Source organism: Terriglobus sp. 2YAB30_2 (genome assembly GCF_052114765.1).
Taxonomy (GTDB): Bacteria; Acidobacteriota; Terriglobia; order Terriglobales; family Acidobacteriaceae; genus Terriglobus.
The window spans coordinates 63727-79478 of record NZ_JBFRFJ010000001.1; the positions used below are offsets into that span (position 1 = coordinate 63727).

Annotated in this window: 13 protein-coding genes; 5 read left to right on the top strand and 8 right to left on the bottom strand. The window is 56.7% G+C overall.

The window, feature by feature from the left end:
- Positions 1-529: 529 nt before the first annotated feature.
- The 8 genes from AB4Y89_RS00275 to AB4Y89_RS00310 form a co-directional block, all read right to left on the bottom strand.
- On the bottom strand, positions 530-1105 hold the full coding sequence (locus AB4Y89_RS00275) for an RNA polymerase sigma factor (protein ID WP_442298905.1): 576 nt from the start codon (positions 1103-1105) through the stop codon (positions 530-532).
- A 67-nt stretch (positions 1106-1172) separates the two neighbouring features.
- Positions 1173-2552: an ATP-binding protein gene (locus AB4Y89_RS00280; RefSeq protein ID WP_442298906.1), complete on the bottom strand. Its 1380-nt coding sequence runs from the start codon at positions 2550-2552 to the stop codon at positions 1173-1175.
- On the bottom strand, positions 2549-3244 hold the full coding sequence (locus tag AB4Y89_RS00285; RefSeq protein ID WP_442298907.1) for a response regulator: 696 nt from the start codon (positions 3242-3244) through the stop codon (positions 2549-2551). Before AB4Y89_RS00285 ends, AB4Y89_RS00280 begins: the two co-directional genes overlap by 4 nt.
- A gap of 375 nt (positions 3245-3619) precedes the next feature.
- Positions 3620-4186, bottom strand: a complete 567-nt coding sequence (locus AB4Y89_RS00290; RefSeq protein ID WP_442298908.1) for a TetR/AcrR family transcriptional regulator — start codon at positions 4184-4186, stop codon at positions 3620-3622.
- Between the two features lie 704 nt (positions 4187-4890).
- Complete coding sequence (locus AB4Y89_RS00295) at positions 4891-5547, bottom strand: GNAT family N-acetyltransferase (protein WP_442298909.1); 657 nt, start codon at positions 5545-5547, stop codon at positions 4891-4893.
- Positions 5548-5823: 276 nt separating this feature from the next.
- Positions 5824-7137, bottom strand: a complete 1314-nt coding sequence (locus AB4Y89_RS00300; protein WP_442298910.1) for a TolC family protein — start codon at positions 7135-7137, stop codon at positions 5824-5826.
- A 12-nt stretch (positions 7138-7149) separates the two neighbouring features.
- Positions 7150-8766 carry an MFS transporter gene (locus tag AB4Y89_RS00305; RefSeq protein WP_442298911.1) on the bottom strand — a complete coding sequence of 539 codons (1617 nt, stop codon included), beginning with the start codon at positions 8764-8766 and terminating at the stop codon, positions 7150-7152.
- On the bottom strand, positions 8766-9875 hold the full coding sequence (locus tag AB4Y89_RS00310) for an HlyD family secretion protein (RefSeq protein ID WP_442298912.1): 1110 nt from the start codon (positions 9873-9875) through the stop codon (positions 8766-8768). Before AB4Y89_RS00310 ends, AB4Y89_RS00305 begins: the two co-directional genes overlap by 1 nt.
- Positions 9876-10570: 695 nt before the next feature.
- Between AB4Y89_RS00310 and AB4Y89_RS00315 the strand changes: the two genes are divergently transcribed.
- From AB4Y89_RS00315 to AB4Y89_RS00335, 5 genes are all read left to right on the top strand, one after another.
- Positions 10571-12619, top strand: coding sequence for a hypothetical protein (locus AB4Y89_RS00315; RefSeq protein ID WP_442298913.1), 2049 nt, complete (start codon positions 10571-10573; stop codon positions 12617-12619).
- A gap of 345 nt (positions 12620-12964) precedes the next feature.
- Positions 12965-13390, top strand: a complete 426-nt coding sequence (locus AB4Y89_RS00320) for a DoxX family protein (protein ID WP_442298914.1) — start codon at positions 12965-12967, stop codon at positions 13388-13390.
- Positions 13391-13543: 153 nt separating this feature from the next.
- Entirely contained in the window at positions 13544-14284 is a 741-nt protein-coding gene (locus AB4Y89_RS00325) for a YciI family protein (protein WP_442298915.1), read from the top strand.
- The gene (locus AB4Y89_RS00330; RefSeq protein ID WP_442298916.1) at positions 14281-14409 is read left to right on the top strand and encodes a hypothetical protein; all 129 of its coding nucleotides are present in this window, start codon (positions 14281-14283) and stop codon (positions 14407-14409) included. The genes AB4Y89_RS00325 and AB4Y89_RS00330 overlap by 4 nt, the downstream gene beginning before the upstream one ends.
- A gap of 20 nt (positions 14410-14429) precedes the next feature.
- Positions 14430-15719, top strand: coding sequence for an RNA polymerase sigma factor (locus AB4Y89_RS00335; RefSeq protein ID WP_442298917.1), 1290 nt, complete (start codon positions 14430-14432; stop codon positions 15717-15719).
- Positions 15720-15752: the final 33 nt, after the last annotated feature.

Sequence of the window (15752 nt, forward strand, 5' to 3'; positions counted from 1 at the left end):
ATCGATCTGGACTTGATTACAGCTCCCTTTGAGGACCTGTTTCGTAAGCTTGTGTGAAGTTAGGTAAAGCAAAGGAGCTCTCAAGGCTTACTGCTGTTGCACTCTGAAGTTCGTCACAAGTACGTCTGTATTGTGTGCGAACCGAAGCCCGCATCGTTGGGAAGGCGCTGCATCACGAGGCGCAGTCCGCGTTCCCCAATGCACATTACAAGGGGAACGCACGCACGCTGACGTAAGGGTCTGTAAAGGTTTGTAAGGGGGATTGCCATTCGAGGTAAACGGTAGGAGCGGCGTCTCAGCCTTCCGCCAGCGAAGAATTACAGACCACGTTCATCAGGACAGATATGTACGAGTTCAAGAGAGAGCAACAACCACTCGTCCTGTGCCTCACCAACCCACCGGTTGCAGAGGAGGCACATGGACTCAATGCCGTTCGCCGTCAGACGATGCTTGAACCGACGGGGTTGCAATTCGCCTTCTGCATCATCCCGGCAAAGGACTTGATGAGAAGAGGCTGAACGGGGGGCCTTCATTGAGCCGCCTCAAGTTGATCTCGCAACATTCGCCGCGCACGGACCAGGCGGCTTTTTACTGTGGGTTCCGTCAACCTCAGAGTTCCTCGGACCTCGGCGATGGAGAGTTCGTCAAGGTAGTAGAGTTTGATGATCTCCCTATACATCTTCGGTAAGCGCGTGATGCATCGCTCAACGAGAGCCTTCGATTCTCCCACAGATAAGGAAGCATCGGGCGTTGGTCGAGAATCGCGCAACTCAGATTGGGGCCTGTCGTCATCGCCCGCCAGGTATTCATCGAGGGAGACCGAGCGGTCACGCTTGCGCTGTCGGAGGCAGATCAAAGCCTGATTAATGGCAATGCGAGTCAGCCAGGTTGAGAATTGCGACTGTCCCCGAAACTGATGAGCTTTCGTCGCGACGCGGTAAAGCGTCTCCTGTACAGCATCTTCGGCATCTTCGCGATTTCCGGTGATACGGTATGCAAGTCGGAACAGCCGAGACCGATAGTTGTCGAAAAGCGAGTCGATGGATGCGACCCCCGGTATGGTTCCCGGAAGCGTGAGAGAGGCGGCGTTGGCTAGGACATTCATCGCTGTGTGTCGATTACATCGCCCACGGCAGCTTCACAATGTAAAGAGATGTTTGGATCGGTAAAGTTCAGCAGATGGGTTGAGCTAAGGGCAGGCGAATGGTCACAAGGAGACCGCGCCCTGATGGTGCATTTGAGGCTTGAATCGTTCCGCCATGAAGTCGGATAACCCGATCCGTGATTGAGAGACCCAGACCGACACCATCGTCGTCGGCGGCTCTATCAGAATCGATGACGCGATAGAACGGCTCGAAGATGTTGTTCAGCTCTTTTTCGGGCACGCCCTCTCCGTAGTCCCGCACCGTGATTGTCACGTTCGCGGAGTCAACCCTGTTCGAGCCGATGAGATGGATATCCACGGATGTGTTCGGAGCCGTATGCCTTACGGCGTTTCGCACTACATTCTCGATCGCACTCCGCAGAAGGCTGTAGTCACCCTGCATGGAGATGTCGGACTCGCTTGTGACAAGTACATGGCTCCCTGCTTTCTGTGCTTCAAAATCGGCATCCGAAGCAATGCTCCTCACCAGATCGCTCAGCGCAAGACCGGTGGGATTCAAAAGTGTAGACGTGTTCTCCAGCTTCGTGACCGTCAGTAGACGACTAATCAGTTCGTTCAGGCGGACTGTATCGGTCTGAATCCTCACCAGAGCGGCGTCCTCGCCGACTCTCCCGCGCAAGAGGTCAATCGCGACATTCATGCGCGTTAGCGGTGACCGCAGCTCGTGCGAGATGTCATAGAGCAACTGTCGCTGGCGTGAGATCACCCTCTGGTTGGTGTCGGCCATGCAGTTGAAGTCCTGGACAAGATCTCCGAGTTCATCACGTCTCTTCGTAAGCCGTTCGTCCGCTCGAACATCAAGCTGCCCGGCCGTAATCCGCTGCGCGGCCAGCCGCAAATTCAGGACCGGACGTGTCAAGAATTGCGCCAGCGCGTAACAAATCCACCCCGAAACAAGGATGGCAAATCCTCCACGGAAGAGAAGCGAGGGGATATTGCTTTGAAGCATTGCACGCGGCGCTACGGGGAGTTCAGACGCAAAGAAGACCGGCTCTCGATTTTCCTCCGCAATGCGTACAGCGATGCGGACGGTTCCATTAGGCATCGAGAACTCGGAACCCGCACCGCGTTGGATACCTCGAATCATTGGACCGAATGTGTCACATCGCGTTCCGGCCATTGTCTGCCCTGCGGTATCGAAAAGACACGCGTGAATTCTCACATCACGCGAGAGGTTTGTCAGATACGTAGTCCCGGCAGCGTGCCCCTGGTCTTCGGTGATGTGTGCGGCGGCGGTCCCAAAATAGCGCACCGTCTCGATTAGACCTTCATGATCCTGTGGACGTATCTGGCGATTCTGAAACATCACAATCGCTACGAGAGTGATCCCGGTTAGCAGGACCGTCGCCCAAAACCACAAGAAGATTTTGAGGAAGAGCCTTGTCATAGATTATTTCCGCTTGACATCGGAGTCAGGATGTAGCCGGTGCCACGCACGGTTTTGATCCGTTCGACTCCACGATTCGTGCTCAGCTTTTTCCGAAGATTACTGATATGCACATCGACGGTGCGGTCTGCGAAGCCGAGGCTACGTCCCATCGCTGCATCGGTTAGAAAATCCCGCGAGAGCACCCGCCCTACATTTCGAACGAGCACTTCGAGAATCGCAAACTCGGCGGTTGTGAGGACGAGGGGTTTTCCCTGAAAGCGTGCCTCGCGTCGCTCTGCATCGATTGCGATATCGTCCGCGTCGACGCGACTTGAGGTCTGGCGTCGCTCTTCGACACGCCGTAGGATGGCTCGAATGCGGGCGATCAGTTCTCTAGGATTGAAGGGCTTCGGAAGGTAGTCATCCGCTCCAAGTTCCAGGCCAAGGATACGGTCGATGTCATCTCCTTTGGCCGTCAACATCAACACGGGTACTGCGGATTTCGGCCTTAGCAGCTTTAGAACTTCCATGCCGCCCAAGCGTGGCATCATGATGTCCAAAATCACCAGGGAATAGTTCCCGGTGGTTGCCAGTTCAAGCCCCTTCCGACCATCATGGGCTGCATCAAGCTGAAACCCTTCCGACTCCATGCGCTCGGCCAAGAGCACAAAGAGCTCCCGATCATCGTCAATTATCAACAGCCGGCTCATGCGTTCACATTCAATCTCCAGGTCCATCCTAAGGGCGGAAGCCGTGCCGAGATACTGCCTTTACATACATTTACATTGGGCATCTCAGCACGGCTTCTCATGTCTCATTGCTACTGCACCGGCTTCATCGGAGCGGTAGCGAGGAGGCTTTCAAGAGGAAGCCAGGGTGGTCAGGGGAATAAGATCGTATGCCCCAAGCTTCGCCTTATCCAGCGGAAGCTCTTCGAGTATCTTCTGAGCGTCGTCCACAGATTGAATGGATGATCGTGAAAGGTGAACCGGCCTGCGAGAAAAAGGGCTAGTACCAAAGAGCGAGCAGGGTGCTGACAATCAGACTCCCCAGCATCGCGCCAACCTGGGCCGATGAAAGATAGTTCATGTCAAATCCTTGAGCAGTTTTGAACGGGTTGCTGAAAGTATGTGTTCCGAAAATTCCTTGTCGTCCACGGCGCGAGCCAGAATCATCGCTCCGACCATGGACGCAACCGTGGCGAGCATCTCGTCCTGGCGCTCCAGAGATGTTCCTCTTCTTTCCGGAAGCTTCTCTCCTAAACGAGTTGCGGCGCCTTTAACAATGCGGGTGAACGATCTGCGAACCGTCGCTCCCTGCCTCGGCATGTCCCCGCCCAGTGCCGCCATGAAACAACCCGAGCCGGGATTGTCCCGATGACCAGGCGTTAGATAGCGAGAGATTGCTTCTTCGAGACTAGGGTTGAGGCGAGCAACCATCGCACCTGCACGCTCGAATCCGAAGTCGAGCGCTTCCGCCAAAAGCTTCTCTTTCGAACCGAACTGGCTGTAAAGACTTCCGTGGGTCATCCCCGCAGCCTGACCGAGAGCGTCGACACCAACACCTGCCACCCCACGTTCCCGAAATAACTTCGCTGCGCTTGCCAGAATCAACTCGCGGTTCTCGGCGGCTTTCTTCTTGGAAATCTTCATTACGGACCTCATCCTTTTTGGTAGCGGCCGCTACCATTGTGCAATGATAGCTCGCGCCATGATTAGTTTGCTACCGCAATCTTTACAAACCTTTACAAACACTTACTCCACACAGGTGAGGGCAGATCGGACTTCAAAGGGAATGCAGACTCTCCTCATTCAGTTCGTGAGGAGTTCCTTATAGATCGGATGAAGGCTAATGAGCGAGACCGGAGCCAACGGAGGTGGGCCTTGGGAGAGTGTCCACGTCTGCCCTAATTGTGGATACGTCATCAATCTTGCGCTCAGGGATGACGACGTCAAATCTGGATGGTCCCGATCCAGACTTACGACAACTCCCGCGAAGCTGCGTGACGCGCATAGCGAATTCCCGTCGGATGTTCCACGGCTTCGGGAACAAGAACTGGGCTGGCGATGAATAGAAAACTATATTCCTGCCCGGAAATTCTTGTGTCGAGGACGGGCTCAAGGAGCTGACCTGCTGCGATTCCATATTTTCCCGCAACGAAATCTCAAGGATCGAGGCGCTCTGACGCACGCGAATAAGGAGGCCTCGCTAGGGTGAGTGTACCGGGACTGCCGCGAAGCTTTCCGACGAGATTCTTGAGAGCGTGCTTCAAAAGCTGAGTTCATATCTAACCCAATTGGCTAACCTGTGCGCTTCGTTTTGAATTCGATATGGAATCGCGTTTCGAGGCGTGGAACTATTCCTCCTTTTCAGAATTGGCGCTGGATGTCTGATCTCGTAGGAGATTCTGAAGCCGGACCTTCGTGGCTGGCCAGTCACGCATCGTGAAGGAATAATTCACGGTATCGCGAACGAAGCCATCCCGCATTACCATGTGACAGCGTAATACACCGTCGCGCTTGGCGCCGAGTCGTTCAATGGCACGCTGGGATCGCAGATTTCTTGCGTCCGTATTCAATTCAACTCTGTTTGCCGTGAGTACCTCGAAAGCATGATTGAGTAGCAAGTACTTCGCTGCCGTATTGATATGCGTCCTTCGGTATGACGCTCCGAGCCAGGTTTTTCCCACTTCGAGCCTCTTGTGCTCTGGCACCACCCGGTAAAGGCTCGTTGTTCCAACCGCCGACCGACTGGTTTCGTTAATGATCGCGAAGTTTAACTCTGTGCCGCGTTCATTGGCATCCATTGCAGCGCCAATCCAAGCCTCTAATTCGTTCTTCGACGCCAGATGTGCAAAGGTCATGTAGCGCCAGATATCCTCCTCCGGCGACCAAAGATAAAGGTCATCGAGATGAGAGTAGTCAATAGGCGAAAGGCGCACGGAATAGCCCTGCAAAACTACCTTTTGCAACGGCCATTGAAAGTGCAGATCGGAAGGATGCTGTGCCGGCATGTCGACAACCTGTCAGGTTTTTATCACAGGGAAGAGGCCGTCCGTATTCCCGCCCGGCTGGGCAGGAAGTTTTTATTGCCAGGACGTGCCAAGCGATGTTGCCGGGAGTTGAGATAGGAACCCGGGGATCGCTAAGCATCGGCTGTAGTCAGGGCGTTCAATAGGCTAGTAGGGGAAATCCAGCAACACCTTCTCCTGCCCCGTACTTCCTCTAGCGCTTTAGAAATTCAGACATCACAAGTATCGCCTATTGCAGGCCCATAGAGGTCGCGCGAATTATTTCTGTGGCAGTCCCACTGTTTTCCGCAACTCTCCTTGCGCAAGCGAAAGGCCAAGACTGGCTTCCATGGCGCTCGCAGTGGAGGCGCTGAGTTGCGCTTCGGCAGTGACCTGCTGTGAGGGAAGTGCTGCGTGCAACTCTACCTGTTTGCTCTTTACGCGCGCAGCTTCGGAGCGAACTTGGCGAACCTCCTCGGCAAGATGAGCGAGGCTCTGCATACGTTCGACTTTGTCATATGCCGCGTTGGCCTCGGCTTCAATGTGTAAGGCCACATCGGCAAGCTTTACCTCGGCCTGGCGAAGTTGAATGCGTGCCTTGCCAAGTTCCGCCTCTCGTTTACCACCGTCAAAGAGCTCGTAACGGAAGTTCACCCCGAAGACACCGAAGTTATGCACGAGAAAGGGAACACCGCTCTGGTAGTTGTAGCGCGCGATAGCGGTGAGGTCCGGGATGTAAGCATCGCGTGCTGCTGCGACACCGGCGCGAGCCTTTTCGACGGTGGCCTTTGCGGCGCGTACCTCGGGACTTTCGGTTAACGCCATGCGGATACCCTCGGCACGCGGCGGCAGGTCGACAGCCATATTGGCAGGGGCTTCGTCGAGCTCGAAGATCGTATTCACTGGCATGCCGAGCAGGTAGGCGAGCGTCATGCTGGTATCCGTGATGGAGAGCTGTTGTGTGAGTAGGTCCTGCTTGGCCTGTAGAACCCCGGCTCGGCTTTCAAGCTCGGAAACGTCGAGCGCCTCGCCGCGCTGCACTTGGTAGCGTGTCTCCTGCTCACTGGATTCGGAGGCCTTCAATTGCTGCTCGGCCGCGCGTTTCTTCCATTGTGCGATCAACACGCCGTAGTACACCTGGCGAACTTTCAGCGCGATGGTGTCACGTGCGTCTTCGAGTTCGATTTCGGCTACCTTCACTCCGGCGGCCGCGGCTTTGTTGCCATCATGTACTTTGAAGAGCTGAGTCATCGGTTGGCCCAGCGTGGTCAGGCTGAGGTAACTGGTGCTGCTCCCCTGACCGACGGTGACGGTCTCAATCGGAGTGCCGTTGCCTAGCGCGCCCTTGGGCAGCGTGACACCCTGCAGTTCAGTAATATGGGAAACCTGGCTCTCATTGCTGAGTTGCGGAAAGTAATGCGAGCGCGCCTCGTCCTTTTCATGTTGTTTGCCGACAACCTCGAGCCGTGCCAGCTCTACGGAGCGGTTCTGCCGCAGAGCCTGGTCGATCGCGTCGTTCAGCGTAAGGTGCACGGGAGTCTGCTGTGCGCAGGCAGGAACGGTGACCATCAGGGCAAAGAGATATCGTTTCAAAGTTGTTTCTCCTTACGACGGGTTGGCGGCTTTTGCTTCGCGGAATCCGATCTTCATTACTCCGACGCAGGCCAGGACGCAGAGCGAGGCGACCGCTGCCCATGCAATCGTGAGAAAGCAATCTGCAATACTGAGCGTGAAAGCCTGCTGGCGCACTTGTAACGAGAGCAGCGCACCGGCGCGAGCCGCAGCTTCAGAGGCGCCAGTCGAATGCGGTGTCATCCCGCCTTGTAGTAAGCGCAGACGATGTTGCGTTGCAGGATCGGCCAATTGCACATGCAGACCGAGCAGGTTGGAATGCGTCTGCTCACGCACCGAGATCCAGTGCTGCATGAAGGCGACGCCTATCTCTCCTCCCAGCAGGCGTACGGTCTGGAAGAAGCCGGAGAAGGTGAGCGCATTGATGGGCTGCTGGACAGCGCCGGAATTGACGACTTCGAGGATAATGCTGCCGACCAGACCGTTGAGCGCCAGCCCTTGTCCCAACGCGAGCACAAGCTGTGAGGGCCAGAAGCTGGAACCGGCCCATTGCGGATCAAGCTTTGCATTGAGAAAGCAGCCAACGGCAATCACAGCAAAACCGGTGCCCAGCACCAGCCGCGAGTCGATGCGTCCGAGCAGCCAGATGGCAACGATGCCTGCGAGCACCTGGGGGAGTGCGATCCAGAGAAGCACGGGGCCGGTCTCTTCCGGGCGATATCCATGTACGCTGGCGAGGAAACTGGGAAGCAGAACAACGGTGCTCAGCAGAAGAAAGCGGAAGGCAGCAAGGAGGATCGCAAGAGAGACGACATTGCGCCGCGCCAGGAAGCTGAGATTGACAAGCGGATTCGGTTGCAGCAAACGGCGCGTCAGCGATGCCAGGCAAAGGAAGGCGCCGGAAGCAATCAATGCGATGAAGGTGCGCGAGTTCCACCAGTCCACTCTCTGGCCCTGGTCGAGCGCCGCATAGATTAGCGCGGCACCCAGGCTGAAATAGAGAAAACCGCGCCAGCTCGGCCGGGGCTGTCCAGGCTTGGGCTGCGGCAACGGTTGTGGCGCAATGCCGAAGTGGACGCAGAGCAGCATTACCGGTGTGGCTACGGCGCCCATCCAGAAGATCCAGCGCCATGAGAGGTGGTCTACCAGAAGAGCTTCCGTCGAGTGCGCGACGTGAGTGGTGAAGACGACATCCAGACAATAGACCATGATGCCGAAGACCACATAGCGCATCGGCAGGTTGCGAAGGATGAATGAGAGCGTGAGTGGATAGAAGGTCCCTGCGGTAAGCCCGGCGAGCGCCAGCAGCACCAGCATGAGGGAAAGGCCGCCGGAGAGCGGTAGAAGGAACGCGATCAGAGTGTAGGCAAAGCCGCAGGCCATCAAGACACGGCGCGGACCCAGCAGACCGCCGAGATAGACAGAAAAGGGACCGATGAACATGGTCGCCGCGTTATAGACAGTGCCCAGCCACGAAGCTTCGTCTGCGCCGAGGCCGGTGGCTCCACGCAAGTCAGGTAGTCCGACGGAGATCAGACGTCCCTGTGCCGTGGCGATCATGGCGCCCAGCAGAACGGCTACGATGCCGATCATCGGATGTGTTGCGTGGACAGGTTCTCCGCTGGCGGATTGTGCGGTTTCCTCGGGCATCACTTCACCTTGACAGTTACGGTTGCCGAGAAGCCGGGCCGCAGACGTTCGATCTGGTCTGACGGATCAAGCTGGATTTTGACCGGAACGCGCTGCACGACACGGGTGAAGTTGCCGGTGGCGTTGTCCGGCGGCAGCAGGGCGAACTGCGATCCACTGGCGGGAGCAACCTGTGCGACACGGCCTTTTAGCACTACATCAGGCAGAGCATCAACGTGGACTTCGACCGGATTACCGGCTTTCATGTGAGCGAGCTGGGTCTCTTTGAAGTTGGCCTGAATCCAGGGATTGCTTTGCACCAGCGAGATCAACTCCGCGCCGGCCGCGACAAGCTGGCCGGGATGTGTCTTGCGTTCGCCCACGGTACCCGCGAGAGGCGCGCGGATCGTGGTGTAGTTGAGATTCACCTCGGCGACCTGAATGGCCGCCTTCCTGGCCGCGATGTCGGCGCGCAGCACGTCATCCTTGGTATGGAGTGAGGCCAGCACGCGCTGCTGTCCGGCGAGTGCGGCTTCGGCGCTTTTCTCGGCAGCGTCAGCGCGAGCGCGATCCGCCTGGCGGCTGGCAAGAAGCGCCTGTGCCTTCTCTGCATCGGCGACTACAGACTCCACACGCTGGCGGGTAGACGCACGAGCGGCCAGAAGGGCTTCCTGGCGTGCACGTTCACTGTTGGCATGTTCTACATCGGGTTTGGCGGCGGCGATTCCGGCATCGGCTGCGGAGATTGCCGCCTGGGCAGCAGTGATCTGTGTCGCCGCCCCGCGAATCTGTTCTTCCTGCACGCGCTTGGCATCCTCGTTGGCGGTCAACGATGCCTCGGATGCTGCAAGTGCGGCTTGAGCCTGCGCCAGGGCAGCGCGGTAGTCCTCGTCCTGCAGTTGCACCAGCACCTGGCCCGGCGTGACTGTGGCATAGTCCTCGACCATGACGGATTTCACCGTTCCGCTGACGCGCGTGCTTAGGGGGGTGACATCGGTGCGTACGTAGGCATCGTCGGTCGACTGTTCAGAGCGGTTTGCACCCCAGGCGCTCCAGCACCCCTGGATCATTAGGGCCAATGCAGCTGCGATGGCGAGAACAAGAGCTGGTACACCAAATTTCCGAAGCACGAGAACCTCCTGGAAACAAGAATCAGCTTTGCGGTATGGCAGCGTGTCCGCATGTCTCTGAAAGGGAGGAACGGACGCGATCAAAATGTACCGCAATGATATGGCAGGAGGAACCAATAGAACCATCACCCCAAAAGGGTGAGTTTCTTCCTGCATTCAGGAAATCCTAGCCCTGTCGTTCCTGAGTAGATTCTTTCGCCTTCCAAAGATAACGGGAAGCTTACCATCCTCCGCTGTGTTTCTGATAAATGCCACCCTTGCTCCGAAGGCGGGGACGTCCGTAGACCTTGATTTACTTGGGATATCGGCAAAACGGGCGAGCTTGATTGGGGAACTTGCCAAAGAGCTTGGGGTAAAGCAGGAGCAGATCTCCCGCTCAGAGAGCCGCGCCGATATTCACCTTTCGACCTTGAAGCGTTACGTTGAAGCCATGGTCGGAGGCTGACGCTCGTTGCGGAATTCCCAACAGTATTGGCACCACAAAGGGATCCGCGCTCGCAATCCACGGCTTCCCGACTACCAATGCATCCATAGCGGAAGAGGACAGTGTTATGAACATTGAGCACATGAATACTGCGAAATAGTTGGCTATTATGTTGGTGCAACCGGAAACCTGGTGGTGATCAATGAAGATCCATGTGCTTTCGTACATATTGTTCGCGGCAACCGCGGTTGGTGCCAGGGTTGCCCATGCTATGCCCACGGAGTTTGCGACGCGGGAGATCGGCGCAGCAGCGAAGGCCGCAGCCGTTGCCGAGCCTCGCGTGACTTTCAAGACCGACCGCTCGCTCGGGGCGCAGGCCTACCGGTTCAGCAGGGTTTCAGATGGCACGGTCGTCGTAACGTCGGGCGATGCGTCGGGCGCCATGTATGGTGGCCTGGATATCGCCGAGGCGTTGCGCCTGGGCACGCTGAAAGAACTCGTCTCCGACCATCGTCTTCACACACCGCATGTTCTCGACCGCGGCATCAAGTTCAACCTGCCCCTGGACTGGAGGACCCCCACCTACTCCGACAGAACCACGGCATCGCAGAGCAATATCCCCGAGATGTGGTCGATGGACTTTTGGCACGACTTTATCGATGAGATGGCCCGCGACCGCTACAACCTGCTCTCGCTGTGGAGCGAACATCCGTTTCCATCGATGGTCAAGGTGCCGGAGTTTCCCGACGTCGCGCTCGATGACGTGTGGCAGGGAAAGACCGACGCAAACGGAGCGTATACCGATCATGCCGTCGTGAAGAAGATGACGATGGATCAGAAGATTGCCTTCTGGCGGGAAGTGATGGAGTACGCGCACGATCGAGGTATCGCAGTCTACATCTTCACGTGGAATGTCTTCACCCACGGAGCAACCGGAAAATACAACATCACGGATGCGATGTCCAATGCCACAACCGTCGCCTATACGCGCGACTCGGTCCGCGAGCTCATTAAGACCTATCCGCTGCTGGACGGCATGGGGATCACCTCGGGTGAAAACATGCCCGGAGCCACGGATGACGCGAAGGAAGACTGGGTCTGGGCCACCTACGGCGAGGGAGCGCGGAATGCGCTGCGCCAGGAGCCACATCGCAAGTTCCACATCATCCATCGCTTTCATCAGACCAGCCTCAGTCAGATCATGCAGCGCTGGAAGGACTTTTCCGGTCCCGTCGACTTCAGCTACAAATACTCCGTCGCGCACATGTATTCGATCGCCAACCCGCCCATGATCCAGGAGGCGCTGGACGTTCTTCCTCCTGGGAAAAAGATGTGGCTGGAGGTCCGCAACGATGACATCTATTCGTTCCGCTTCGGCGATCCGGACTACCTGCGGGACTATGTGGACAATATGCCGCCCGCCGAGGTCTCCGGCGGCTACATGATGGGCGCGGACGGATACTGTCTGGGGCGCGAGTTCCTGGACCGTGATCCCGGTCCGGGTCCGCATGAACTGGTCATTCAGAAGCAGTGGTACAGCTTCATGCTGATGGGCAGATTGAGCTACGACCCCACGATCCCGGACACGCACTTTCAGGAGGTGCTGGCGGCCCGTTTTCCCGGTGTGAGCGCGTTTGGGCTCTATCGCGCGCTCCAGTCTGCGTCGCAGACCATGCCGCTGATCACCCGATTCTTCTGGGGCGACATCGATATCAAGTGGTTCCCTGAGTCTTCGTCGAAGAGGCCCGCGGACAAGAACTACTACACCGTCCTCGACTTTGCCGAGGGTGAGTCGATGCCGGGCGCGAACGTGCTGAACATCCGCCAGTGGCGCACGAATGTGCTCGAGAAGCGGCCAATGACGAAGACTACCCCGTTGCAGATAGCGGATGCCCTTGAGGAGGAGTCGCGAGCCACCCTGCAGTCGGTCGCGGCGTTGCGGATGCAGACTCCGGGTGCCAATGCCGTGGAGTTTCGCAAGACCCTCGTAGACTGCGAATCGTTGGCATGGCTGGCACACTATTACGCAGAAAAGATTCACGCGGCAAGCGACCTTGGGCTATATGACCTGACCAGTGATGCCAGCCAGCAGGCCTCCGCGATCCGCCACCTCGACAGCGCGCTTGATGCCTGGAAGCACTATGCAACTGTGCGCGATGGGCAGTATGTGCCCGCGTTATACGGACGCGCGGGATACGTGAACATTACCGCAATGACTGCCAAAGTGGCTCAGGATCTGACTATTGCTCGCGGCTGGAGACCTGGCAGCATCCGCGCGACGGTACCGGGCCAGACCACCGAGCCGGGTGTCAAACCCTAACGCCAGAAATTTGGCGATGCGTTTTGAGGAACTAAGTGCTGGCGGTAAGAGTCGAAGCAGGATTTATGCTCGTTCGCCAGCAAGCCCTTCCGGTCTACAACATTTAGGCTGCCGTCGAACACTGAGAACCCGTTAACCGTAGCCCATGCGGTAGTGCTTGATGCCTCCGATATCAAAGCTAATTGGGAAATTACGCTCCACTTCGAAGAGTCAAGGAGAAAAAATCTGCTTTAAAACTCCGGGCATGTCGATTTTGGAAGAATCCGTTCGACGCATATATAGAGCGGGATTTTGGTTTGTCCATTGATCTCTTTCCCCTCATAAGCCACAACCGGAGAGAACCTCATGCAGTCAGCAATCGAATCCGCGCAATCGAGCGCCCCAGCCCCCCATTTCTCAAGGAAAAGGCTCTGGGCCGGACGCGTTATCACCGTCATCGCCATCCTGTTTTTGCTATTCGACGCCGCAGGCAAACTGTTGAAAATTTCTCCCGTCCTGGAGGCTTTCGCTCGGCTCGGGTATTCCGCGAGCCTCGCTCCCGGTATCGCCATCCTTTTGTTGGTCTGCACCGTGATTTACGCCATCCCCCGTACCTCAATTTTTGGAGCGGTACTATTGACCGCGTACCTCGGAGGCGCCGTCTCGGCGAATGTGCGCGTAAACGATCCGCTCTTTGAAACACTATTCCCCGCGATCTTTGGGGTTCTGATGTGGTCAGGACTTCTTTTGCGAGATGACCGCCTGCTGAAGCTCTTTCCTCTGAGGAGCTAGCCAGCAAATGAACAACTGACAACCGAGAGATGGGGCACAGTCGCGTCGATCTGGTCAGGCAGACTCTTTGACGTTTATGGAAGCTTGGTCGCCTGGTCGGGCTGAGATTGCCCTGCAACCAAACCGCGAGCGAATGGATAAGGAGCTTTAACAATGCGAATCATTTTGATCCACAAAGCAGACGAGAAATCAGAAGCTGGCATCCCACCCACCCTTGAACTGATAGGCAACATGGGCAAGCTGATGGAGGAGATGGGTAGATCCGGTGCGTTGCTTGCTGCCGAAGGACTTCAGCCGAGTTCGATGGGCGTGCGCCTCGCATTTTCTGAAGGGAAGCCCACTTTGACTCGCGGACCTTTTCCCGGTGGGAATGGTTTTATCGCCGGCTTCGCTATCGTCCGGCTCGAATCCATGGAGCAGGCGATCCAATGGGCCTCGCGCCTGGCTGGAACGGTTGATGAAGTTGATATCGGCTTAGTCAAGGAGCCATGGGACCTGGGTCTCTGCCCAAAACCGGAGGGACAAATGACACGGTTCATGATGATGTACAAGCTGGACAAAGCTCACGAGAGCGATCCTGACTTTGGTTCCGAGACGATCAGGAAATGGACTCAAGACATGATAGAAGCGGGGATACTTATGTTGGCCGAATCAATTCGGCCAAGTTCGAAGGGTGCACGCCTGCAATTCAGAGAAGGCAAAATTAGCGTGTCGGATGGACCTTACACAGAGTCCAAGGAAATCGTCGGCGGGTTCTGTATGCTTCAGGTCCGCTCACGAGAGGAAGCAATCGAATGGGGTTCTCGCTTCGTCAAGGTCCTGCGCGATGGAAAGGTCGAAGGGAATCTCGGCCTCGACATTTGTCCCCTCTCGGAAGTCTCGAGCCTGCTTTGAGGCAATCTCAAAACGGCTGGTTCATCAAACCATTCGAAGGCCATAACACCGCCGAGTTTGTCTTCGAGACCAAAGGCCGGTCGACTGAGGCCGTCGCTGAAAAGCAGGCTGCACGCGCGGGGTGATAGTGTCATCGGTAGTCGAAATGACCACCCATACACATCGAACGGTCGACGCGATCTGGCGAATTGAGTCAGCCAGGATTATCGCGGGCATCACGCGGATCGTGAGTGATGTTGGTCTGGCTGAGGAACTCGCACAGGATGCTCTTGTCAGTGCTCTCCAACAGTGGCCGGATTCCGGTATCCCCGATAATCCTGGAGCGTGGCTCATGGCGGCGGCAAAGTATCGGGCGATCGACCTCCTGCGGAGAAATAAACGCTTAGGCGAAAGGCAAGCCGAACTCGGTCGCGAACTGGAGGAAAGGGAGTTGCTGGTGCCGGACTACGACACGGCGCTAGATGACGATATCGGTGACGACCTTTTGCGCCTGGTGTTCATCTCCTGCCACCCTGTTCTCACCACGGAGGCCCGTGTCGCATTGACTCTTCGTTTACTTGGGGGTTTGACCACCACAGAAATTGCCAGGGCATTTCTGGTTTCAGAAGCCACTGTCGCTCAGCGAATCGTCCGCGCCAAAAGAACGCTCGCCGACGCCCACGTTCCATTTGAAGTTCCGCGCGGAGCAGAACTTTGTTTCCGCCTCTCTTCGGTGCTCGATGTGGTCTACTTCATCTTCAACGAAGGCTATTCGGCAACCGCTGGTGACGACTGGTTGCGACCGGCGCTCTGCGAGGAAGCCCTCCGTCTCGGCCGTATCCTTGCCGAGATCATCCCGATGGAAGCCGAGGTGCATGGCTTGGTCGCTCTTATGGAGATCCAAGCATCAAGGTCGAGTGCCCGAACAGGGGTATCAGGCGAACCGATTCTACTTTTCGATCAGAATCGAGCCTTGTGGGACCAGCTTCTGATCCATCGCGGCCTTGCCGCACTTGATCGCTCTGAAGCTCTCAGCGCCGAGCAAGGACCATATGCTTTGCAGGCGGCGATCGCTGCCTGCCACATCCGAGCCCGTACACCGGAAGAGACTGATTGGATGCGCATCGTCACTCTGTATGGTGCGTTGTCCCGAACCGCGCCATCACCCGTGGTGGACTTGAATCGTGCTGTCGCACTTGGAATGGCCTTTGGTCCAGAGGTTGGTCTCGGCCTGGTCAATGCGCTTGCCGGTGAGCCTTCTCTGAGTAGATATCATCTTTTTTCGAGTGTTCGGGGAGATCTTCTGAGCAGATTGGGCCGCCACAAAGAGGCCTGCGTGGAATTCGAGTCCGCTGCGACTCTCACCCGCAACACTCGCGAGCGGGAACTACTCTTGGAGCGGGCTCGCATATGCGCACAAAAACTCCAATTCGGCAATGACGCGGTAACGAAATAAAGGCATTCTCCGCTCCTAGAGAGCTAGTTTCAA

Excerpts from the sequence above, each read along its gene's own strand:
- AB4Y89_RS00275 (WP_442298905.1), bottom strand. The coding sequence starts at position 1,105 with ATGAATGTCCTAGCCAACGCCGCCTCTCTCACGCTTCCGGGAACCATA.
- AB4Y89_RS00325 (WP_442298915.1), top strand. The coding sequence starts at position 13,544 with ATGCGAATCATTTTGATCCACAAAGCAGACGAGAAATCAGAAGCTGGC.
- AB4Y89_RS00315 (WP_442298913.1), top strand. The coding sequence starts at position 10,571 with ATGCCCACGGAGTTTGCGACGCGGGAGATCGGCGCAGCAGCGAAGGCC.
- AB4Y89_RS00295 (WP_442298909.1), bottom strand. The coding sequence starts at position 5,547 with ATGCCGGCACAGCATCCTTCCGATCTGCACTTTCAATGGCCGTTGCAA.
- AB4Y89_RS00335 (WP_442298917.1), top strand. The coding sequence starts at position 14,430 with ATGACCACCCATACACATCGAACGGTCGACGCGATCTGGCGAATTGAG.
- AB4Y89_RS00285 (WP_442298907.1), bottom strand. The coding sequence starts at position 3,244 with ATGAGCCGGCTGTTGATAATTGACGATGATCGGGAGCTCTTTGTGCTC.
- AB4Y89_RS00280 (WP_442298906.1), bottom strand. The coding sequence starts at position 2,552 with ATGACAAGGCTCTTCCTCAAAATCTTCTTGTGGTTTTGGGCGACGGTC.
- AB4Y89_RS00305 (WP_442298911.1), bottom strand. The coding sequence starts at position 8,766 with ATGCCCGAGGAAACCGCACAATCCGCCAGCGGAGAACCTGTCCACGCA.
- AB4Y89_RS00320 (WP_442298914.1), top strand. The coding sequence starts at position 12,965 with ATGCAGTCAGCAATCGAATCCGCGCAATCGAGCGCCCCAGCCCCCCAT.
- AB4Y89_RS00290 (WP_442298908.1), bottom strand. The coding sequence starts at position 4,186 with ATGAAGATTTCCAAGAAGAAAGCCGCCGAGAACCGCGAGTTGATTCTG.